17 protein-coding genes are annotated in these 23333 nt (G+C 56.1%); 7 read left to right on the top strand and 10 right to left on the bottom strand.

Annotated elements, in window-relative coordinates; genetic code table 11:
• Positions 1–40: 40 nt before the first annotated feature.
• Together manA and EA20_RS0117175 are read left to right on the top strand one after the other, a co-directional pair.
• Positions 41–1225, top strand: a complete 1185-nt coding sequence (gene manA, locus EA20_RS0117180) for a mannose-6-phosphate isomerase (protein ID WP_024968002.1) — start codon at positions 41–43, stop codon at positions 1223–1225.
• Positions 1226–1357: 132 nt separating this feature from the next.
• Entirely contained in the window at positions 1358–2857 is a 1500-nt protein-coding gene (locus tag EA20_RS0117175) for a YdgA family protein (protein ID WP_024968001.1), read from the top strand.
• 44 nt (positions 2858–2901) lie between these two features.
• Here EA20_RS0117175 and malI read toward each other — a convergent pair whose 3' ends face one another.
• On the bottom strand, positions 2902–3933 hold the full coding sequence (gene malI, locus EA20_RS0117170) for a Mal regulon transcriptional regulator MalI (protein WP_024968000.1): 1032 nt from the start codon (positions 3931–3933) through the stop codon (positions 2902–2904).
• A 192-nt stretch (positions 3934–4125) separates the two neighbouring features.
• Between malI and malX the strand changes: the two genes are divergently transcribed.
• The 3 genes from malX (at position 4126) to add (ending at position 8982) form a co-directional block, all read left to right on the top strand.
• The gene (gene malX, locus EA20_RS0117165; protein WP_024967999.1) at positions 4126–5715 is read left to right on the top strand and encodes a maltose/glucose-specific PTS transporter subunit IIBC; all 1590 of its coding nucleotides are present in this window, start codon (positions 4126–4128) and stop codon (positions 5713–5715) included.
• A 42-nt stretch (positions 5716–5757) separates the two neighbouring features.
• Positions 5758–6936 (top strand): MalY/PatB family protein, encoded by a 1179-nt coding sequence (locus tag EA20_RS0117160; RefSeq protein ID WP_024967998.1) that lies wholly within the window; start codon positions 5758–5760, stop codon positions 6934–6936.
• Positions 6937–7983: 1047 nt separating this feature from the next.
• Positions 7984–8982 carry an adenosine deaminase gene (gene add, locus EA20_RS0117155; RefSeq protein WP_024967997.1) on the top strand — a complete coding sequence of 333 codons (999 nt, stop codon included), beginning with the start codon at positions 7984–7986 and terminating at the stop codon, positions 8980–8982.
• Positions 8983–9082: 100 nt separating this feature from the next.
• On the opposite strand, the gene EA20_RS0117150 is transcribed toward add, so the two are convergent.
• The 5 genes from EA20_RS0117150 to EA20_RS0117130 form a co-directional block, all read right to left on the bottom strand.
• Entirely contained in the window at positions 9083–10123 is a 1041-nt protein-coding gene (locus EA20_RS0117150; RefSeq protein ID WP_024967996.1) for an oxidoreductase, read from the bottom strand.
• 166 nt (positions 10124–10289) lie between these two features.
• Positions 10290–11207, bottom strand: a complete 918-nt coding sequence (gene araC, locus EA20_RS0117145; protein ID WP_024967995.1) for an arabinose operon transcriptional regulator AraC — start codon at positions 11205–11207, stop codon at positions 10290–10292.
• Positions 11208–11220: 13 nt separating this feature from the next.
• Positions 11221–12207 carry an L-arabinose ABC transporter permease AraH gene (gene araH, locus EA20_RS0117140; RefSeq protein WP_024967994.1) on the bottom strand — a complete coding sequence of 329 codons (987 nt, stop codon included), beginning with the start codon at positions 12205–12207 and terminating at the stop codon, positions 11221–11223.
• 17 nt (positions 12208–12224) lie between these two features.
• A complete protein-coding gene (gene araG, locus EA20_RS0117135) occupies positions 12225–13745 on the bottom strand; it encodes an L-arabinose ABC transporter ATP-binding protein AraG (RefSeq protein WP_024967993.1) in 1521 nt (506 codons plus the stop codon).
• A gap of 76 nt (positions 13746–13821) precedes the next feature.
• Positions 13822–14805 (bottom strand): arabinose ABC transporter substrate-binding protein, encoded by a 984-nt coding sequence (locus EA20_RS0117130; RefSeq protein ID WP_024967992.1) that lies wholly within the window; start codon positions 14803–14805, stop codon positions 13822–13824.
• Positions 14806–15165: 360 nt separating this feature from the next.
• Between EA20_RS0117130 and EA20_RS0117125 the strand changes: the two genes are divergently transcribed.
• The gene (locus tag EA20_RS0117125) at positions 15166–16848 is read left to right on the top strand and encodes a ribulokinase (RefSeq protein WP_024967991.1); all 1683 of its coding nucleotides are present in this window, start codon (positions 15166–15168) and stop codon (positions 16846–16848) included.
• Between the two features lie 10 nt (positions 16849–16858).
• Entirely contained in the window at positions 16859–18355 is a 1497-nt protein-coding gene (araA, locus tag EA20_RS0117120; RefSeq protein WP_024967990.1) for an L-arabinose isomerase, read from the top strand.
• A 419-nt stretch (positions 18356–18774) separates the two neighbouring features.
• On the opposite strand, the gene yjfF is transcribed toward araA, so the two are convergent.
• Genes yjfF through ytfQ form a run of 4 tightly spaced genes read right to left on the bottom strand, consistent with a single transcriptional unit; the run spans position 18775 to position 23304 of the window.
• On the bottom strand, positions 18775–19758 hold the full coding sequence (gene yjfF, locus EA20_RS0117115) for a galactofuranose ABC transporter, permease protein YjfF (RefSeq protein WP_024967989.1): 984 nt from the start codon (positions 19756–19758) through the stop codon (positions 18775–18777).
• Positions 19751–20770, bottom strand: a complete 1020-nt coding sequence (gene ytfT, locus EA20_RS0117110; protein WP_024967988.1) for a galactofuranose ABC transporter, ATP-binding protein YtfT — start codon at positions 20768–20770, stop codon at positions 19751–19753. Before ytfT ends, yjfF begins: the two co-directional genes overlap by 8 nt.
• The gene (gene ytfR, locus EA20_RS0117105) at positions 20763–22289 is read right to left on the bottom strand and encodes a galactofuranose ABC transporter, ATP-binding protein YtfR (protein ID WP_024967987.1); all 1527 of its coding nucleotides are present in this window, start codon (positions 22287–22289) and stop codon (positions 20763–20765) included. Before ytfR ends, ytfT begins: the two co-directional genes overlap by 8 nt.
• 58 nt (positions 22290–22347) lie before the next feature.
• Positions 22348–23304, bottom strand: coding sequence for a galactofuranose ABC transporter, galactofuranose-binding protein YtfQ (gene ytfQ / locus EA20_RS0117100; RefSeq protein WP_024967986.1), 957 nt, complete (start codon positions 23302–23304; stop codon positions 22348–22350).
• Positions 23305–23333: the final 29 nt, after the last annotated feature.

Genomic DNA, 23333 nt, shown 5'->3' with positions numbered 1-23333 from the left:
TTTAATACAGGCAGTAACCCCGAATTCACTGTGAGTAATCATGCAAAAATTAATCAATACGCTGCAAAATTACACATGGGGCAGCCGGACAGCCCTGACAGACCTCTACGGCATTGCCAATCCACAGCAGCAGCCGATGGCTGAACTGTGGATGGGTGCTCATCCTAAAAGCTCATCCCTTATCGACATGGATGGTGAGCCGCGCTCACTGCGTGACGTCATTGATGCTGATAAGGAAAAATGGCTCGGCAAAACGGTGGCCGATCGGTTTGGTGAGCTGCCGTTTCTGTTCAAAGTGCTCTGCGCCGATCAGCCGCTGTCGATTCAGGTGCATCCCAGCAAATCCGCGGCTGAAGCGGGTTACGCGAGGGAAAATGCGCAAGGAATCGATCCTGGCGCCCCCAACCGTAACTACAAAGATGCCAATCACAAACCCGAACTGGTTTATGCACTGACGCCGTTTAAAGCGATCAATGGCTTTCGTGAGCTGCATGAAACCGTCTCCTTACTGCAGCCAGTGGCGGGCGCGCATCCTGCGATAGCGCACTTCCTCCAGTCGGCAGATATGGCGGCACTGAAAACGCTCTTTACCGCGCTGCTTTCCGCCAGCGGTGAAGAAAAAGCGCTGGCGCTGGATGTGCTCAAAGCCACGCTGCATACTCAGCACGGCGAACCCTGGGATACCGTTAAGCAAATCGCCGAATTCTACCCTGACGACTGCGGACTCTTTTCTCCACTCCTGCTGAACGTCATTGAGCTACAGCCTGGCGAAGCGATGTTTCTCTACGCCGAAACGCCGCATGCCTACCTTAAAGGCGTGGCGCTGGAGGTAATGGCCAACTCTGATAACGTACTGCGCGCCGGACTGACGCCTAAGTACATTGATATTCCTGAGTTGATGGCCAATCTCAAGTTTGAGCCCAGGCCTTATGAGAGCCTGTTAACGCAACCTGAACAGGCGGGTAATACGGTGACCTTTCCGATTCCGGTCGACGATTTTGCTTTTTCGCTTCACCGCCTGGACGAAATGCCCTCTTCGCTCAGCCAGCAAGGTGCAGCGATTCTGTTCTGCGTTGAGGGGCATGCCTGTGTGACCTGTGGAGAAACTCAGTTGATGTTACAGCCTGGCGAGTCCTGTTTTGTGGCCGCGGATGACGCACCGCTGAGCCTGAGCGGCAGCGGAAGCCTGGCCCGTGTTTACACCGATTTAAGCGAATGCGGCTGACGTTAACAGCCTCAATTGCTATGATTAACCGGATTTTAAACAAAAACGCCTCAGGGGCGTTTTTTATTCGCCGGGCATTTGCCAGCGGGATGGATTTGCCGGCACCCGTGATGAAAAAGGACGACATAACAGATGAAAAAAACCAAGATAGCAGTCGGCGTGGTGATTGCCCTCGGCGTAATCTGGACAGGAGCAGCCTGGTTTACCGGCAAACAGCTGGAACAAAATATGGACAAACTGGTTCAGGACGCGAACGCCCGCATCAATGCGGCGTCTCCGGAAAGCCGTCTGCGGCTGAGCTGGCAGGATTTTCAGCGCGGCATTTTCAGCAGCACGACGCGTCTGGTACTGCAGTCCAGTTCTCAGACCGAAGATAACGGTCTTCTTAAGCCGGGTCAGAGCGTCATTTTCAATGAAAAGATCGATCATGGCCCCTTCCCTCTGGCCCAGCTTAAAAAATTCAACCTGATCCCAAGTATGGCCTCAGTGCACAGCGAACTGGAAAACACCGATGCGGTGAGCAAGCTGTTCGAAATGACTAAAGGCAAATCGATTGTGCAGGCTGAAACCCGCGTGGGCTATAGCGGCGCAACGGCGTCAGACATTCATCTTCTTCCCCTGGATTACCACAACGGCCAGACGGGCGAACGCTTCGCTTCTAACGGCGGTACGTTTATGGTCAGCGCCGATGCGAAAGGCGATGAAGTGAAGTTTAACGGCGACCTTGAAAGCGTGCTGCTGACCACCAAAAACCAGCTCGATATGCCCGTGCTGTTCACGGTTAACGGCCTGAAGATGGACGGTAATACCCATTTGTCGCCTGAAGGCATGCGCATTGGCGACCAGACTATTAAGCTGGATAAACTGACTGCCGCCGTCAACGGTAAGCAGGCTTTCACCGCGGAAGGGCTGAACGGTAAATCCGCCTTTAACGCCGAAAACAGCCTGATTTCCGGCAACATCGACTATACGCTCGACTCCCTGAAGGTGCAGAACCAGGCGTTCGGCGAGGGGAAAGTGTCGGTTAAGCTTTCTCAGTTTGATGCCAACGCGATGAAAGCGTTCTCTGAAAGCTATAACCGCCAGGTGCAGGCGTTGATGAACGATCCTGCCGCCGTTGAAAATCCATTGATTTATCAGCAGCGTATGAGTCAGGCGCTGACCGATAATCTGCCTTTATTGCTTAAAGGAGACCCGGTGGTGAACATCGCGCCGATCAGCTGGAAAAATGATAAGGGCGAGAGCAGCTTCAACCTTGCGGTACACTTCAAAGATCCGGCAACCGGTAACGCGCAGCCGCAAAATGTCGGCCAGGCAGCGGATAACGTCCTGAAAACGCTGGATGCGAAGCTGAATATCTCGATGGATATGGCAACTGAGCTGATGACCCGCGTAGCGATGACGGAAGGCTACAAGCAGGATGAAGCCGCTAAGCTGGCAGAACAGCAGGTGAAAGGCCTTGCGGCAATGGGCCAGATGTTTAAGCTGACGAAGCAGCAGGATAATAATATCGTTACCAGTTTGCAGTACGCTACCGGTCAGGTAACGATGAACGGTGAGCAAATGCCGCTGGATCAGTTCCTGGCGCGTTATATGCTGGGCAGTACCATGCCACTGGGGCTGCCTCAGTAAACCTTTTTTTGACTCCATGAGGGCGCGACATTCGCGCCCTTTTTTTATGCGGATCCGCGTTCAATCAACAGCGGAGGCAGAATGATGCTTTCCACGGCGCCTTCCCTGTCGGCGATACGCTGCAGCAGTTTTTGTGCCGCCCGGCGGCCTATCTCCCGCGCAGAACTGCTGACAAAGGTGAGCGGAGGATCGGTAAGCTCCGCTTCCGGCACGTCACCAAAGCCCACCAGCGCCATCGTCTGTCCGTAGTAACTGTCAACGCCACCTTTACCGATGCTTCTGCCGGTACGCTGGAGCCCAAAATAGCACCCCAGTGCCACTGAGGCGTTATGGCAGAGGATCGCGGTAATGGTCGGATAATGATGGATCAGCGTTTCGGTCAGCGTGGCCACGTCCCGCTGAGAGGGTCCGCATTCAATAATCCATTCGCTACGAAACGGTAAACCGTATTGCATCAGCGTGGCGCAATAGCCGCCAATTTGCTCAGCGCGGGTCAGAGATGAACCGGAGCCGCCGAGCCAGGCGATACAATGGTGGCCGCGTTTAATCAGATACTCGGTCGCTATCTGCGCCGCCTGCAGATTATCGGGTCTGACAGCGTCAGTCTCTTCCAGGTGGCTGGCCCGCGATGCGCATATCAGCGCGATCCCCTGTTCGCGGGCGCGGCTCGCCAGATGGCCCGCTTTTTCTGCCCCGCCGCCCAGTATTATGCCTTCCACCCCTTGTGCAGCCAGCGTATCGAAGCAACGATCGATGTTCTGTCCCTGGGCACCGCTCTGGGTAAGCACCAGTACTTTCCCCTGCTTCTCCAGGCTTTCGCTCAGGCCAGCAGTCATTTCGGCATAAAAAGGATGGCAGATATCCCTGACGATAAGTCCCACCACGCCGCTCTCTCCGCCACGAAGCATGGAAGCTGAGCGGTTGCGTACAAACCCCAGGGTTTCAATCGCCCGGTTAACTTTGTCGGCCGTGCCTGATGAGATCCTGCCTTTGCCGGAGAGCACCAGCGACACCGTCGTCACAGAGACACCCGCTTCGCCGGCAACATCATGAATCGTGATTTTCTTATGTGACATCGTTACTCATTCGTTGCAATTTTTGCCTGTCGTCTTATGACCCTGGCCGCAGATAAAACGTTATATCCTCATTATGGACTTTGTCAGGTGTGACCTCCACTAAGAGTGTGATCTGTCGCGCATTCAGACTTGATAAAACGTTTTATCATTTTTCACCTCAGCAGCGGCTGAGCATTTTTGCCAGGAGACTCTATGTCGTCAGCCAAACCCAAAATCACGCTCTGGGAATTTTTCCAGGGCCTCGGAAAAACGTTTATGCTGCCCGTTGCCCTGATCTCGTTTTGCGGCATCATGCTGGGTATCGGCAGTTCGTTAAGCAGTCATGACGTGATTACCCTGCTGCCCTTTCTGGGAAATCCCGTTCTTCAGCTGATCTTTACCTGGATGAGTAAGATCGGCTCTTTCGCCTTTAGCTATCTGCCAGTGATGTTTGCGATCGCCATTCCGCTGGGGATGGCCCGTGAGAATAAAGGCGTGGCGGCCTTCTCGGGTTTTGTGGGCTTTGCGGTCATGAATCTCGCGGTCAATTTCTGGCTCACCGCCAAAGCGATCCTGCCCACCACCGATGCTGCCGTGCTGAAAGCCAACAATATCCAGAATATTATCGGTATTCAGTCGATCGATACCGGCATTCTGGGCGCGGTCATTGTCGGGATTATCGTTTTTTATCTGCACGAACGCTTTCATACTGTCCGCCTGCCGGACGCGCTGGCGTTTTTTGGCGGCACCCGCTTTGTGCCTATTATCACCACGCTGGTAATGGGCCTGGTCGGGCTGGTTATTCCACTCATCTGGCCAGTTTTCGCCGCCGCTATCACCGGTCTGGGCTGGGTGATCAACGGCGCAGGTGATTTTGGGCCGATGCTGTTTGGCACCGGGGAGCGCCTGCTGCTGCCTTTCGGGTTACAGCATATTCTGGTGGCGATTATCCGCTTTACCGATGCGGGTGGCAGTCAGGAAGTGTGCGGCCATACGGTGAGCGGCGCGCTGACGATTTTCCAGGCGCAGCTTTCCTGCCCAACTTCCGGCGGCTTCAGCGAAAGCGCGACCCGTTTTCTCTCTCAGGGAAAAATGCCCGCCTTTCTGGGTGGCCTGCCCGGTGCTGCGCTGGCCATGTATCACTGCGCACGCCCGGAAAACCGCCATAAAATAAAAGGGTTGCTGATTTCTGGCGTCGTAGCCTGTGTGGTGGGCGGCACCACGGAACCCGTTGAGTTCCTTTTCCTCTTCGTGGCGCCGGTGCTTTACCTGATCCACGCCCTGTTAACCGGTCTCGGTTTTACCGTTATGGCGGTACTTGGCGTCACTATCGGTAATACCGACGGCAATATTATCGACTTTGTGGTTTTCGGCATTCTGCACGGCCTCGCCACCCGCTGGTATATGGTGCCGGTTGTGGCGGCGATCTGGTTCGTCGGGTATTACCTGATTTTCCGGTTTGCCATTACCCGTTTTAATCTCCGCACGCCAGGCCGCGATATTGAAACCGGCGCGGTTGAGAAAAGCGTTTCCACCACTGTTACAGGGAAGTCCGGCTATAACACGCCTGCGATTCTGGCCGCGCTTGGCGGAATGGAGAATATTACCTCTCTGGATAACTGCCTGACCCGCCTGCGCCTTTCGGTAAAAGATATGTCTCTGGTCGATGATGCCGCCCTGAAAGCCAATCGCGCCATTGGGGTAGTCCATCTTAACCAGCATAATTTGCAGGTCGTCTTTGGCCCGCAGGTGCAGTCAGTTAAAGATGAGATAAGCAGTATGATGCAGCCCGCATCGTCCTGATAATGACCGGGAGCTGCGGCTCCCGCCAGCCTTGAGGTTGTTATGTTTGATTTCGATCGCGTGACCGATCGCCGCGGCAGCTGGTGTACCCAGTGGGATTTTGTCGCCGATCGCTTCGGCCAGAACGATTTATTGCCCTTCACCATTTCCGATATGGATTTCCCCGCCGCCCCCTGCATCCTGACCGCGTTGCAGCAGCGCCTGGCACACGGCGTTTTTGGCTACAGCCGCTGGCAGCATGACGATTTTCTCTCCGCCATTACCGGCTGGTATCAGCAGCGTTTTCAACTCAGTGTTGAGCCTCAGCAAATTGTTTACGGCCCCTCGGTGATTTACATGATCTCCCGGCTGATTCAGCACTGGTCGCAGCCCGGCGAAGGGGTAGCCGTGCATACCCCAGCCTATGATGCTTTTTATAAAACGATTGAGGGCAACCATCGCCGCTGTTTCTCGTTACCCTTACGCAAAGTGGGTACGGAATGGCAGTGCAATATGCATGAACTTGAAGCGCTGCTGGCACAGGGTGAATGCCGCATTCTGCTGCTGTGCAGCCCCCACAACCCCACCGGAAAAGTCTGGCGGCGTGAAGAGCTGGAACAGATGGCCGCTATCTGTCAGCGTTACAATGTGCGGGTGATCAGCGACGAGATCCATATGGATATGGTGTTCGGCGACCAGAAGCATACGCCCTGGCTCGCCGTGGCAAAAGATCGCTTCGCGCTTTTCACCTCCGCCTCAAAAAGCTTTAACGTACCCGCGTTGACCGGCGCTTATGGTTTTATCAGCGATGAGGAGGATCGGGCAGCCTGGTTTCAGGCGCTGAAGCAGACTGACGGCCTTTCTTCGCCAGCAGTGATGGCGGTCGCGGCCCATATCGCCGCCTACCGTGAAGGAGGCGAATGGCTTGATGCCCTGCTCCGTTATCTTGCTGCTAATTTGCAGCATATAGCAGCCCGGCTGAATGACGCCTTTCCCGTGCTGAACTGGCTGCCGCCACAAGCCACTTATCTGGCCTGGATCGATCTGAATCCGCTGGGCATTAATGATGCGCAACTTCATAAGGTACTGATTGAACAGCAAAAAGTCGCGATGATGCCCGGGCTGACCTATGGGCCAGAGGGCAAAGGCTATTTGCGGCTGAATGCGGGTTGCCCTCGCAGCAAGCTGGATGACGGGCTGACCCGGCTGATTGCCGGAATCCGATCCTGCCTGAAGGCATGAGCAGATAACTCATTACCTCACGGGCGACGGCAAGTGGACAGATAAACCGGGTCTCTGCCGCAGGGAGGCGGCAGCGAAGACTCCAGGGCGGGATTTACGGCGTTCCGGTGTTCTGCCACTTACCGGAGCCGTTCTCCGGAGCAGATCTTACGATGCTGAATTGAGGCCGTGTTGCTTCAGAGTGGTGGCAAAATTGAAGACGATGCCTATAACACGGGCACATTGTGAATCCCTCCCTTCAGACTTGACTCAGTAGATCTTCGTGTCGCTGTAAGATCGTGCAAAAGCTGAAGGTGTTGCCCGTAACACGGACACGCCGTAAATACGTCCATGTAGGCTTGGTTCGCGCGTCCCTGCGCTCAACAGTCCGCTTATCCGGGCAACGCCTTCCGCAGATGGGCTCCAGCGTCGCTGTTTAAACTGACTGCGAATGAGAAGAGTGCTACCCCGCCAGATTCCTCCAGACAACGCCGCAGCCAGCGGGCGACGGCAAGTGGACAGATAAGCCGGGTCTCTGCCGCACGGATGCGGCAGCGAAGCCTCCAGGGAGGGATTTACGGTGTCCCGGTGTTCTGCCACATACCGGAGCCGGTCTCCGCTACCGCAGATGACTCATCCAGACAACTCAGCAGCCGGTGTGCAGGGCATCCTGCAACCATGTCGCTGTCAGCTCGCACCAATTGCAAGAGGTATTGCCCGTAACACGGACACGCCGTGAATACGTCCATGTAGGCTTGGTTCGCGCATCCCTGCGCTCAACAGTCCGTTTATCCGGGCAATACCTCCGGCAATCAGGCATCGGGTTCGCTGTTCAGAAAGAGTGTGGCGATGTTACTGATAACTCACTCATGGACTTAACCCACAGACAACCCAGCGCCCTACGGGCGACGGTAAGTGGACAGATAAACCGGGCCTCTGCCGCAGGGATGCGGCAGTACGCGTAAATAAACCGCAGTTGAGGCGCCGATTGCGCAATTCGCTGGCGGAGTTGCGCAAATTGTTTTTATACTGTTATGCACTTTACAATAAACAAATGAGTGCGCCGACATGATCGATTCCCAGCTTCCCCTCACCGATATCCATCGCCACCTTGACGGCAATATCCGTGCGCAAACCATCCTTGATTTAGGCCGTGAATTTAACCTGACGCTGCCCGCCACCACGCTGGAAACGCTGCGCCCCCATGTCCAGGTGACAGAAACGCAGCCGGATCTGGTGAGCTTCCTGCAGAAACTGGACTGGGGCGTAAAAGTGCTTGGTTCGCTGGAGGCCTGCCGCCGCGTGGCGCTGGAAAACGTGGAGGATGCCGCAAAAGCGGGCATTCATTATGCGGAGCTACGTTTTTCTCCAGGCTATATGGCGATGACCCATAATCTGCCCGTGGCGGGCGTGGTTGAAGCGGTTATCGATGGTATCCGGGCAGGATGTCAGCAGCATGACATTGATGTCCGCCTCATCGGCATCATGAGCCGTACCTTCGGCGAAGACGCCTGCCTTCAGGAGCTGGACGGTCTGCTGGCACACCGCGATCATATCACCGCTCTCGATCTGGCGGGTGACGAACTCGGCTTCCCTGGCAGTCAGTTCCTCAGTCACTTTACCCGCGCCCGCGACGCCGGTCTGCGCATTACCGTCCATGCAGGCGAAGCGGCAGGTCCGGAAAGCATCTGGCAGGCCATTCGCGAACTGGGCGCAGAACGCATCGGTCATGGCGTAAAAGCAGTGGAAGACCCGGCGCTGATGGATTTCCTTGCCGCGCACCAGATTGGCATTGAATCCTGTCTGACCTCTAACATCCAGACCAGCACCGTCTCTTCGCTGGCCCATCATCCGTTAGTCACCTTCCTTGAACAGGGTATTCTGGCCACCATCAATACGGACGACCCGGCCGTGCAGGGCATTGAACTGGCGTATGAGTATGAGCAAGCCGCGCCGCAGGCTGGCCTGAGTCAGGCACAAATCCGCACCGCCCAGGAAAACGGCCTGAAAATCGCCTTCCTGAGCGAGGCGGAGAAAGCCGCTATCCGGGCGAAGGTTGCCGCATAACGCGCTGACAGGCCAGTCAGGTTAAGACGTAAAAAAGCCCGATCGAGTATGTCCCCGATCGGGCTTTTTTTCAGGACGATAGCGTCGTCCTGATTATTTATTATTTCAGCGACAGCGTCTGGCGTTTTGCCGCCGACTGCAGGCCAAGCTCAATCAGTTCCATCACCTGAATGGCTTCCTCCGCCGATACCGGGTTGGCGCCGTCACCTGTGATAGCGTCACGAATGGCTGCATAGTAAGCCGGATAGTTGCCAGGGACGGTCAGCAGCGTCTCTTCCGCCATCATATCGCCCTCGGCCAGCGTCAGCACGCCGTCACGCATGTCATAACCCCAGTCTTCCTGCGGTGGCCTGGCACCCGCCTTCAGATTATCTTCCTGAGGATCAAGACCATACTTCACATAGCTGCCGCGCGTGCCATGCACCTGATAGCGCGGTGATTCCGCCGCGGCCAGCATGCTGCCATGAAGCACCACCCTGCGCTGCGGATAAGTCAGAACCGCATGGAAGTAATCCGTTGTCTGGGCACCGGTGCGAAGTTCGGCCAGATCCACGTTAATCGCCACCGGGGAGCCAAACAGTTGCAGCGCCTGATCGACCAGGTGCGGCCCCAGATCGTACCAGATTCCGCTGCCTGCCCCTTTCTGCTCACGCCAGCGGTTGCGGACTTCAGGCCGAAAACGGTCGAAGTGGGATTCAAAATAGCGCACGTCTCCCAGCGTTCCCTCTTTCAGCAGCGTTTTGAGCGTAAGAAAATCACTGTCCCAGCGGCGGTTATGGAAAACGGAGAGCAGCAGGCCTTTCTGTTTTGCCAGCGCGTCCAGCTCGTGCGCCTGAGACAGCGTAACGGTAAAAGGCTTATCGACAACCACATGTTTACCGGCATTCAGCGCCGCTTTTGCCAGCGGGAAATGGGTATCGTTAGGGGTCGGGATAACAATAAGCTGAATGGAGGGATCTTCAAACAGCGCCTGAGGGTCGGAAACGACCGGGAGCGAAGGCCAGTCGGCGTGGACTTTTGCTGCATCGCTGCTGGAAACGGCTGCCAGTTCCAGCCCGGCGGTGCCCGCGATCAGCGGTGCATGGAAGGTCTTACTGGCGAAGCCGTAGCCGACCAGTCCCGTACGAATTTTGTCGCTCATCTCTCATCCTCCTGATTCACACTCTGCTCATTTAAGACTATCAACCAGGTTAGGACAAGCGGGAATTAACTGAATCATTACAAGAAATCCCATAATGGGAACAGAGGTTAGCGACAAAAAACCCCGGCAGCGATATGCTTTTCTGCCGGGGCCTGTCGTTTACGTCTTACTCGTTGGCGCTTCTGGGAATATCCCAGGTTTCCTGCGCCACCAGCGCGTCATGGGCATCAAGCGAGCGCCGGCGGAAATCGCTTGGACTGACGCCGACCCGTTTACGGAACACCCGTGAGAAGTAGAGCTGATCGTCATAACCGACAATGCGACCCACGGTGGCGATCGGCTCCTGCGTGGTCTGCAACAGCAGCTTAGCGCGGATCACCCGCTGATCTTCCCGCCAGCGCAGCAGGTTCACGCCCATCTGTTCACGGAAAAGGTGCGCCAGCCGTGACGGTGAGAGGCAGACGTGGTTAGCCACCTCGTCGATCTTCACTTCCCCTGCCAGATTCTGCGTCACATACTGACAGGCCTCAATCACACGCGGATCCCGGATCTGCTGATGAGTGCGCGGGTCTTCTTCAACGGCGCGCAGTAGCAGTCGCTCCAGCAGGTTCATCGCCAGCTCTTCCGCAAAGCGCCGTCCGGAGGTGTGCGTCTGTTCAATATTGGCAAACAGCCGGTCAAACTCGCCGCGCAATCTTTCCGGCAACCGCAGTCGTCCTACGCCGCGCTTCTCATCCTGCCACATCAGCCAGTCGCTCCAGTAGGCACGCGGACGGAAGTAGATCCAGCGGTGATGCCAGCAGTCGCTCTCCGGCGAACGTCCGTAAAAATGCGGCGTTTGTGGCTGGAAAAGCAGCAGATCGCCCGGTTCGCAATCAAACGCATCCTCACCACTGAAAACCTGACCACGCCCTTTCACCGTCAGATTGATAATAAACCCTTTCATGCCAGCGGGACGGTCGATAAAAAAATCGAGCGAGTCGCCAGCGTTAATCGGCGTCAGCCCGGCCACCAGCCAGGCGTTAAACGGATAGCCCGGCAGCAGCGGATTCGACTGCGCTACCGGCGTTAAACGATGATACATACCGCCTCCCTTCTCAGGCCGTTCTGGCTTTCTGTTTGTAGCGATCGAAAATCACCGCCGCCAACAGTATCAGACCCCGCACAACATACTGTGAGAAAGGTGAAATATTCAGAAGATTCATCGCATTCTCAACGGTACCCAGAATCAGCACGCCCGCCAGAACATAGGAAATTTTGCCGATGCCGCCTTTCAGCGAGACGCCACCCAGCACACAGGCGGAGATGACGATCAGCTCATAGCCGAGCGATGTCATCGGCTGGCCGCTGGTCATACGTGAGGCCAGAATAATGCCTGCCGCCGCTGATACCAGGCCGGAGAGCATAAAGATAATGATGCGCGTACGTACCACCGGCACACCGGCCAGCCTTGCCGCTTCTTCATTACCGCCAATCGCCAGCGTATTGCGGCCAAAGGTGGTTTTATTCAGCAGAAAGGCAAAGATAAGCATGGTGGCGATGGTCAGCCAGACCGGCGCCGGCACACCGAGCCAGTTGGTGTAGCCCAGCGCAAAGAAGCGCTCATCCTCGATCCCGACCGCCTTACCGTCGGAAAAGATATAGGCCAGACCGCGGACAATCTGCATAGTGGCCAGGGTGGTAATCAGCGCGTTGATCTTCAGTTTGGCAATAACAAAGCCGTTCACAAAGCCGCAGGCGATACCCAACAGCAAGCCAGCGCTGATGCCGATCCAGAGGCTTTCGGTCATATTAATGATCACCGCCGTGGTGACGCCAGCGCAGGCGATCACCGAGGCGACAGAGAGATCGAAGTCACCGGAGGCCAGGCAGAACAGCATTCCGCAGGCGACCATGCCGGACATCGACATCGCCAGCCCCAGCCCTTTCATATTGATCAGCGAGCCGAAGTTAGGCACGAAAATGACACAGCCGATAAACAGCACGGCAAACACCACCAGCATACCGAAATTGTCCCAGACCCGGCTGAGACTAGCGCGCTGTGACGCTTTTGGCGGCACGGCTGAAGAGGTTGTTGAAGACATCAGGTTGCTCCTTCCGTTCAGGCCACGGCTGCGGCTTGTTGAGTTGTTTTTGGCATGGCAAGCCCCAGCGTCTGGGCTTCTGTGGCGGCGTCGTGGCTGAGTTCTCCGGCGATAGCACCTTCACGCATCACCACGATCCTGTCCGCCAGCCCCATCACTTCCGGCAGGTCACTAGAGGCAAAAAGGACCGCAATGCCCCGCTCCGCCAGCGCATAAATCAGGCTGTAAATTTCATTTTTCGCGCCCACATCAATGCCCCTGGTCGGCTCATCCAGCAGGATCACTTTCATCTCTTCCGACAGCCAGCGCCCCAGAATGGCCTTCTGTTGATTACCGCCTGAGAGGTTCATGATCGCCTGGTCGGCGGAGGGGGTTTTGATGTTCAGAGAGCGGATATGGGAGTCAGCATTCTTGCTTTCCCACTGATGATCGATCAGGCAGCCCGCGGTGAGGTTATTGCGCCTGGCGCTGATATTGATGTTATCGCGCACGGAATGAACGGGGATTATGCCGTCGGCCTTGCGATCTTCCGGACAGAGCAGCAGTCCGGCACGGATCGCATGGGCCGGCTCCCGGATATCCAGGCGTTCGCCATCAATACGAACCTCGCCGCCGGTGATACGGGTGGCGCCAAACAACCCCTTCATCAGTTCGCTGCGACCCGCGCCAACCAGCCCAAAAAGGCCAACAATTTCGCCGGCACGTACGCTAAGGGAGATGGGCGTGCGAACCCCTTTAGCCTGGACGTTATCAAGCTGAAGACGGACTTCGCCATGCGGACGCGGCGAGTAGCCGTAGATATCACCAATCTCACGGCCCACCATCGCTTCCACCAGCTGATCGTGACTGGTGCCGGGCACATCGCGGAAGGTGCGCACGAAACGCCCATCTTTAAACACGGTGATGGCGTCACTCAGCGCAAAAATCTCTTCCATGCGATGCGACACATAGAGCACCACACGCCCCTGCTCGCGCAGCTTGCGGATCACACGAAACAGATGCTCAATTTCCCTGGCGGAGAGCGAGCTGGTTGGTTCGTCAAACGCGATAACCTTGGCGTTACGCGCCAGCGCCTTGGCGATCTCCACCATCTGCCACTGGCCGAGCGACAGATGCTTTAATGGCGTATCCGGATCGATATCCATTCCCAGATTCTGTAACTGTAAGCCAGCCTCATGGCGCAGCAGCGAACGGTTAACGAAACCGGCCCGCTGGGGAAGCTGTCCCAGATAGATATTCTCCGCGACCGACATCTCAGGGACCAGATGCAGCTCCTGATAGATAATCGCCACGCCTGCATCCAGCGCATCGGTGGTATGCGTGAAGCGAACCGGTTCGCCTTTAAGACGGATTTCACCACTGGAGGGCTGATAACTGCCGCTGAGAATTTTCAGCAGCGTGGACTTGCCGGCGCCATTTTCACCCATCAGCGCGTGGATCTGGCCTGCTTCGCAGTCAAAGCTGATCTCATGTAGCGCCCTGACGCCGGGAAAGGTTTTACCAATGCCGTGAAAACTGAGGTACGGGGATTGAGACATGAATAACTCCTGCAAACATTGCCGTACAGACTTGCGGGGCCGTCCTGTGACCGCCCCGCACCCGGTTTACCCGCTGTTAATTCAGGCCTTTTTTCGCCAGTTCCTCTTTGAAGTTGTCACGGGTGATCAGCACCACGTCAGTCACTTCGGTGAATTTTGGCGGTTCAACATCGTTCGTCACCCAGTCATGCAGCATTTTGATACTTTTGTAGCCGTGCACGTCCGGGCTTGGCAGCAGCGATCCATAAAAACCGGTCGCCTGGCCTTTGGAGAGTTCGCTGACCGCATCCACGCCGTTAATGCCGATGCCGATGACATCCGCGCCCTTGAAGCCCTGTCCTTCCGTCGCACGTACGCCGCCCAGTACGGTATTGTCATTCATACCGATAATCAGCCAGTGCTTCACTTCAGGATGCTGAACCAGCAGTGAGTTGCCGGCATCGAACGCGCCCGGAATATCGTTTGATTTCGTTGGCACCTTATAGATTTGCGCTTCCGGGAAGCCCGCCGCTTTCAGGGCGTCCATCGAACCGGTGGTACGACGACGTGCAGTATCAAGTTCATCTGAGGTGATCGCCATTACGCCGGTTTCTTTCGCATCCCAGCCGCGCTTCTGCATCTCTTTATAGAGTTCCTGCCCCTGACGCTCACCGATTTTGGTAGCAGCCATCATCACCAGCGGTACGGTGTCCATCGGCTTCCCTTTTGCCGTGACAAACTGGTCATCCACCGCAATCACTTTCAGATCGTAACTGCGCGCTTTCGCCATAATGGCTGAGCCCAGCTTGGGGTCCGGCGTACAAATCACAAAACCTTTGGCGCCGTTTGCCGCCAGACTGTCGATAGCGTTAAGCGTTTTTTCACCATCCGGAACGGCGATTTTGATGACCTCGAAGCCCATCTCCTTGCCCGCTTTATCGGCAAATTTCCATTCAGTCTGGAACCAGGGTTCCTCTGGCTGCTTGACGAGAAAACCTAACTTCATCGTTTCGGCGATAGCCGAATGTGACATAAGCGCGGCGAGGCCAACGGCGGCCAGCGCGTGAGTAATTTTGTGCATGAGGCTCTCCGGCTCAGTACCCGCTTTTTGCGGTGTGATGTAAACGGTAACAATCGGAATAGTGCCCACAAGGGGCTTAAAACGGCTGACGTTTCCGCTCAGATGCATTTAGCGCCGCCGACAGCAGCTAGTTTTAACGGGAAGTTTCAGGAGAAAGGGAGAGCGTTATCACACCCTGCAATTACAGCAGTTTTTTACATATATTCAGCCATTTTAACCGTAAAGTAACATTTGAAGCGCATCACAAAAGCGAGTGCGATGACAGAAAAGTGCATATCTACAGCGAGCTTAACCTAACGCCCCGCGCCGCAACTTCTTAGGGTATTCAGACCAAACACAGAAACCGTCTGGAGAGAGAAAATGCAGTTGGGTGCCATCACTATTGGACTGGATTTTGGCAGCGACTCGGTGCGTGCCCTGGCAGTAGACTGCGCCAGCGGCAAAGAGCTACAGACGCATGTCGTGAACTATTCCCGCTGGCAGGAAGGAAAATATTGCCAGAGCCGCATCAACCAGTTTCGCCATCATCCGCAGGATTATATTGATGCGTTCGAAGCGGCCATACGTGACGTTGTCACCAAGCTAACGCCTGAACAGCGGCAGAAGGTCGCGGGTATTGGCGTCGATTCCACCGGCTCAACACCCGCCCCGATCGACCGTGAGGGACGAGTGCTGGCATTGCGCCCTGAGTTTGCTGAAAACCCCAATGCGATGTTTGTGTTGTGGAAAGATCATACGGCAATAAAAGAAGCGGAAGAGATTACTGCGCTTTGTCACAGCGGCCGCTTCGAAGATTATTCACGCTATATCGGCGGCATTTACTCTTCCGAGTGGTTCTGGGCCAAAATTCTGCACGTCAGCCGTGAAGATGCCGCCGTACGCGAGGCCGCCGTCTCCTGGATTGAACTCTGTGACTGGGTGCCAGCACTGCTTAGCGGCACGACCCGCCCAGAGGCTATCCGCCGTGGACGCTGCGCCGCCGGACATAAATCGCTGTGGCACCCCGACTGGAAGGGATTGCCGGACAATGATTTTCTCAATGCGCTCGATCCCCTGCTGACCACCGATCTCGACTCGCCGCTTTTTGAAGCGACCTGGACTGCGGATCTGCCGGTCGGCAACCTTACTGCGGAATGGGCGGAACGGCTTGGTCTGCATACTGGCGTGGCCATTTCAGGCGGCGCTTTCGACTGCCATATGGGCGCGGTCGGCGCGGGCGCAGGTCCTTACACGCTGGTTAAAGTCATTGGGACTTCAACCTGCGATATTCTGATTGCCGATCCTGAGCGCGTTGGTAACCGTGCTATTAAAGGCATTTGTGGTCAGGTAGATGGCAGCGTCATTCCACAGGTAATCGGACTTGAAGCGGGGCAATCAGCCTTCGGCGATATGTACGCCTGGTTCAGCCGCCTGCTGAGCTGGCCGCTGGTGAAAGCCGCAGAGCAGCACCCTCACCTGCGTAGCGAACTCGCTGGCATACAGAAAAGCTTACTGAACGATCTCACGCAGGCTTGGGCTGCCGATCCTCAGCTGGATCATCTTCCGGTTGTCCTCGACTGGTTTAACGGTCGCCGTACCCCTTATGCAAATCAGCGTCTGAAAGGCGTGATCAGCGATCTTAATCTCGGCACCGACGCGCCAACGCTGTTTGGTGGCTTTATCGCCGCCACCGCTTTTGGCGCACGCGCTATTATGGAGTGCTTTGAGCAGCAGGATATTCCAGTGGAAAGCATCCTGACGCTGGGCGGCATCGCGCGTAAATCGCCGGCAATTATGCAGGTGTGCTGCGACGTCATGAACAGACCGCTCGATATCGTCGCTTCAGACGAATGCTGTGCGCTTGGCGCAGCCATTTTCGCGGCCGTTGCGGCAGGTGTTTATCCCGATGTGCCTTCCGCCCAGCGGCAGATGGCCAGCCCGATCGAAACCACGCTCCAGCCTGATGCTGAGCGTGTTGCACGCTATCAGCAACTTTATCAACGTTATCTTCAGTGGTGTGAGGTGGCTGAACCTCAGTTCACCGCGCGCTATTCACATGTTTAAGGAGAAGTATATGGCTCAGCTTAATGTCTGGTTTGTGATAGGGACTCAGCATCTGTATGGCGCGGAGACCCTACGCCAGGTGGAACATCATGCTCAGCAGGTCATGGACGGGCTTAACCGTGAGGGTAATCTGCCGTTTCAGCTGACCCTGAAACCGCTGGTCAAAAGCCCGGATGAGGCCCTTTCCCTCTGCCGTCAGGCAAACCATGATGAGTCCTGTCTGGGCATCATGACCTGGCTGCACACCTTTTCTCCAGCCAAAATGTGGATTGGCGGCCTCTCCATCCTCAACAAACCACTGTTGCAGTTCCATACCCAGTTCAATGCCGAGATCCCCTGGGACAGTATGGACATGGACTTTATGAACCTGAACCAGACCGCACACGGTGGTCGCGAGTTCGGCTTTATCGGCGCGAGAATGCGTCTGCCCCACAGCGTAATCACCGGTCACTGGCAGGATAAAACGGCACAGACACGCATCGGCAAATGGATGCGGGCGGCAGCGGCGAAGCAGGCCAGCCAGACGCTGAAGGTAGCGCGTTTTGGCGACAACATGCGTGAAGTGGCGGTAACCGAGGGGGATAAAGTCGCCGCACAGATTCAGTTCGGCTATTCGGTGAACGGCTGGGGGGTAGGCGATCTTGTTGAGGTGATCAATGGCGTCAGTGAAGGCGATATCAATGCGCTGATAGATGAATATGAAAGCCTGTACGAGTTCACAGCGGCGGCTGCCGCCAATGGTGATAAGCGTCAGAACGTGCTGGATGCTGCGCGTATCGAGCTGGGCATCAAGCGCTTTCTGCAAGACGAAGGCTGCATGGCCTTTACCACTAATTTCCAGACGCTGCATGGTATGACGCAGCTGCCTGGTCTGGCGGTGCAGCGCCTGATGCAGCAGGGATACGGTTTTGCGGGTGAAGGTGACTGGAAAACGGCAGCGCTGCTGCATATTTTCAAAGTCATGGCGACCGGTCTGCCTGGCGGTACCTCTTTTATGGAGGATTACACCTATCATTTCGCGCCGGGAAATGAACTGGTGCTGGGTTCCCATATGCTGGAAGTCTGCCCTTCCATTGCCAAAGAGACACGTCCTTTGATAGACGTGCAGTATCTGGGCATTGGCGGTAAAGCCGATCCGGCCAGGATGATTTTCTCCACGCCAGCAGGGCGCGCGGTCAATGCCAGCGTGATTGATATGGGCGATCGCTTCCGTCTGCTGGTTAACGTGGTGGATGCGATTGAACAGCCGAATCCGCTGCCGAAACTGCCGGTGGCCCGCGCGCTGTGGCGCGCCCAGCCTTCACTGGCGACAGCCTCTGAGACCTGGATACTGGGCGGCGGCGCGCACCATACGGTGTTCAGCCAGGCGTTAACGGTTGACGATATGCGTCAGTACGGTGAAATGCACGGTATTGAGGTGGTAGTGATCGATGAGGAAACCACGCTGCACGGCTTTAAGGATGCGCTGCGCTGGAACGAAGCTTATTACCGTTTGAATCAGCGTTAGCCTGCAAAAACTAAAAAAAACCTGCGGGGTTCTTCCCACAGGTTTTTTTTCTCCTTGGCCAGAGGCTATTAGTATGTTGTAACTAATATCCTTAGGGGATTGTGCCCACGATTCGCTGGGATTTTTACCGGCTTATTAGTAAGTGACGGCATGTTTCCCTGGCATCGCGCTCGGGTTCTGAGTTGGCCGCCAGGGCTTTCTGCGGCAGAGGAGACCAGCCCCGGTAAGTGGCAGAACACCGGGACGCTGTGAATCCCTCCATGGAGGCTTCGCTGTCGTATCTTCTGCGGCAGATATCCGGTTTATCTGTCCACTTACCGTCGCCTGTGGCCTGCTGAGCAGTATGAAGTTGAACCAGGCAACGGGTTATAGCCGCTGATACGGTGCACAGCATAACGCCTTCTGTGCACCGCTTGTTATTAGGCCAGCCGCTTGACCGGCGCGCTCTGCTGGCGATCCCACATCACCGTCAGCAGACGCTGGAGAGCGATAAAAGCAAACAGCAGAACGCCAATCGCTATCTTGGTCCACCAGGAGCTGAGCGTGCCGTCGAAAATGATCCAGGTCTGGATTAACCCCTGAATCAGGACGCCGAACAACGTACCCAGCACGGTCCCCACGCCGCCGGAAAGCAAAGTGCCGCCAATCACCACTGACGCAATCGCATCCAGTTCCACGCCCATTCCCGCCAGCGCATAACCCGCAGAGGTGTAAATCGAGAAGACAATCCCGGCAAGCGTAGCGAGCGCAGAAGAAAGCATGTAGACCCGGATAGTGGTGCTGCGTGTGGAAATACCCATCAGCTGCGCCGACGTGGCATTTCCCCCAATGGCATAGACCTGATTACCAAACCGGCTGCGGTGCGCCAGTACGATACCAAACACCACCACCGCCAGCATAATTACCGCCAGCAGGCTGAGCCGGCCGCCGCCGGGTAACTTCCAGGCCATTGAAGAGAGCGTGGTGTAAAGCGGATGGTCGATAGGGATTGAGCTTTCCGAAACCAGATAACTGCTGCCACGCAGAAAAAACATCCCGGCCAGCGTAATAATGAAGGCCGGAATTTTCAGGGCATCGATCAGCCAGCCCATCAGCGCGCCAAACGCTGACCCCATCACCATCACCAGCGCAAACGCCAGCCAGGGATCGAGATGCAAATCGCCAATAACTCGCGCCAGAAATACGCCAGTAAAGGCGATCACCGCGCCAACAGACAGGTCAATGCCGCCGGAGAGGATCACAAAGGTCATCCCAACGGCGATAATGCCCAGGAAGGCGTTATCAGTCAGGATATTGGCAATAACACGTGTAGAGGCGAAACCGGGATACTGCGATAAACAGAACAGATAGCCCGCCACGAACACCAGCAGCGTAATCATTAATGGCAAATGACGTTTAACCACCTTTGCGCCCTCTTTTAAAGAGTTGAATAAAGCGTGGGGACTGAAGTAACAGTACCGCCATCACCACGACGGCCTTAACGACCTGGTTGAGTTCGGGCCGGAAACCCGACAGCAGAATGCCGGTATTCATGGACTGGATAATCAGCGCGCCAATCAGCGACAGCATCAGATTAAAACGGCCGCCCATCAGCGACGCACCGCCAATCACCACGGCGAGAATCGCGTCCAGCTCCAGCCACAGCCCGGCATTGTTAGCGTCGGCACCGCGAATATCTGCCGCCACAATCAATCCCGCCACGGCGGCACAGAGCCCGCTTATCACATAAGTTGTCATCACCACCAGCCAGCCGCTGACGCCAGCATTACGCGCCGCACGCAGGTTGATGCCTACGGCCTCAATAAACATGCCCAGTGCGGTTTTGCGTGTCAGGAGCCAGACAAACAGCGCCACGGCAAGGGTTATCCAGACCGGGACGGGAAACAGCAGAAAAGTACCACTGCCAAACCAGGCCAGCGCATCATGGTTAAAGGTGACAATCTGACCCTGCGTGATCAACTGAGCAATACCGCGCCCCGCCACCATCAGAATCAGCGTGGCAACGAACGGCTGGATCTTTAACAGCGAGACCAGCACACCATTCCAGAGCCCACACAAAATCCCCGTTCCCAGCGTCGCCAGCACCACGAAAATCAGGCTATGGCCGGACACGGTCAGCGTCGCGGCGGTCGCACCTGCAATCGCCATCACCGCGCCGACCGAAAGATCTATGCCGCCCGTTGCAATAACCAGCGTCATCCCAATGGCCAGCAGCGCAACGGGCGCGGCCCGGTTAAGAATATCGATCGGGCTGCCAAACAGCCGCCCGTCCTGAAGATGAATAGAGAAAAAACTGTTCGCGACCAGGCTGTCAATCAGCAGCACCAGCAGCAGCGCGGCAATTTGCGGCATTCCCGGCGGGAATTTGCGTTTTAACATGGGCGTTTTCCCCGGCACCAGATGTGATTCAAGCATGTTGCTCCCCTCCCACCGCAATCGCATTGACAATAGCGGAGACAGAAAGCGCCTCAAGCGGGATTTCCGCGACCTGCTGACGATCCCGCAGGATCAACACGCGATCCGCATAGCCCACCAGCTCCTCCAGTTCAGAAGAGATCACTAACAGCGCCAGGCCATCGGCGCAGAGTGTCTCAATCAGGCGAATGATTTCAGCATGGGCGCCCACATCAATACCGCGGGTGGGCTCGTCGAGGATCAGAAACTGCGGGCGCGTGACCAGCCAGCGAGAGAGCAACACCTTCTGCTGGTTACCGCCGGAGAGTAGCTCAACCGGCTGTTCAGCGTGGGGCGTGCGGATACCCAGGCTTTTAATAAAGCGTTCCGCAATCTGCTGCTGTTCACGCCGCTTGATCGGCCTGAGCCAGCCCCGCTGTGCCTGCAGCGCCAGAATAATGTTTTCCCTCACCGAGGCGGCCCCGATGATGCCGTCAGTTTTGCGATCTTCAGGACAGAATCCCATGCCCAGTCGCGAAGCCTGCGCCGGGCTGCGGATGGTGTGCTTTTTCCCTTTGATCCAGGCACTACCGCTGTCGGCCCGCCGAATGCCGAACAGTAGCTCGGCGGTTTCCGTGCGTCCCGATCCTAACAGACCTGCCAGTCCCACCACCTCACCAGGCCGGACGCTCAGCGTGAATGGCGCAATAGTTCCTTTCCTGCCGTAATCCCTGAATTCAACGACCGGCTGATTGCTTTTTAGCGTGCTTCCCGCCCGCTGAAGCGCTGTTTCCAGCAGTTCTCGCCCCAGCATCAACTTGATCAGCTCTATCTGTGGCAAATCGCGCGTTGCCCGCGTGGCGACAAACTGGCCGTTACGCAGAACGGTAATCCTGTCGCTGACCTTATAAACCTGATCGAGAAAATGGGTGACAAAAATCAGCCCCATCCCTCGCGCTTTCAGCTGATTCATCAGGGTGAACAACATTTCCACTTCGCTGGCGTCGAGACTGGCGGTCGGTTCATCCAGAATCAGTACTTTGGCGGAGAGATCGACCGCGCGGCAGATGGCGATAATCTGCTGCATTGCCACGGAAAACTGCCCCAACGGACGGGTCACATCCAGTTCAAATCCATAACTGTTCATCAGTTCGCGCGATTTGCGGACCAGGGTGCCACGATCAATAAATCCCCACCGGCGCGGTTCGCGCCCGATAAACAGGTTATCCGCTACGGACATATTGGGCAGCAGATTCACTTCCTGATAAACGGTGCCGATACCGAACGCCTGCGCTTCTGCGGTGTTGTGTGGCGTGATTTGCCTGCCATCAAGCTCGACGGACCCGGCGTCGCGCTGGTAAACGCCGGTCAGAACTTTGATCATCGTTGACTTTCCGGCGCCGTTTTCTCCCAGCAGCGCCATAATTTCGCCAGGCCGGATATCAAAAGAGACGTTGTCCAGCGCCTTAACGCCGGGAAAGGCTTTGCTGACGCCGCTGATGCTGAGCAGCGGCGCAGAAACTGAAGATTGGGTGGTCATAATGCGTCGCCTCACCGTAAAAAAACCGCCCAGGGCTGGGCGGTGCGGTCGTGTTAACTCAGTAACCCATGCCGTCTTTCTTATCCAGCTCGGTCTGGGCATCCGCAGGCAGGAAAAGCTTAGACTCGGTTTTGATCACTTTCGGCGGCTGCGTGCCCTCTTTTTTGAACTTCTCCAGCGCATCAAAGGCCGGACCAGCCATATTTGGCGTCAGTTCGACGTTAACGTTCGCTTCGCCAGCCAGCATCGCTTTGTAGATATCCGGCACCCCATCGATAGAGCCGATCAGTATATCTTTGCCCGGCTTCAGGCCAGCTTCTTTGATGGCCTGAATAGCGCCGATCGCCATGTCATCGTTATGGGCGTACACCATACAAATGTTTTTGCCGTTATTCTCCGCCTTGATGAAGCTCTCCATCACTTCTTTGCCTTTGCTTCGCGTAAAATCACCAGACTGGGAGCGGATGATTTTGATGCCTGGCGCGCCGGCAATCGCCTCCGCAAAGCCTTTTTTACGATCGATCGCCACGCTGGCGCCCACGGTGCCCTGCAGTTCAACCACATTACAAGGTTTGCCGTTCTGCTCTTTCACCAGCCACTCGCCAATGAGCTTGCCTTCATAAATATTGTCCGCAGTGACCACCGACATATAGAGGGATTTATCTTTTACGGTGATGGCGCGATCAAGAAGGAAAACCGGGATCTCAGCATCTTTTGCTTCTTCAAGCACCGGTTCCCAGCCTGTTTGCACCACAGGCGCGATGAAGATGGCGTCCACGCCCTGCGCTATAAACGAGCGTACCGCTTTAATCTGGTTCTCCTGCTTCTGCTGGCCGTCGGCGATTTTAAGCGTGATGCCACGCTTTTCAGCTTCGCTTTTGGCCACGCTGGTTTCCGCCGCGCGCCAGCCGGATTCGGAACCGACCTGCGAAAAGCCTACCGTCATGGCATCAGCCAGCGCGGTGCCGGAAAGGCTGGCGCTGATAAGGGTGGTTAAAAGTAAACGCTTCCACATGGTCAGTTTTCCTCTGGTGGGATTCAGTG

This window comes from Pantoea sp. IMH (genome assembly GCF_000599885.1).
Lineage (GTDB): Bacteria > Pseudomonadota > Gammaproteobacteria > Enterobacterales > Enterobacteriaceae > Erwinia.
This window is presented reverse-complemented; position numbering and strand designations above follow the sequence as displayed.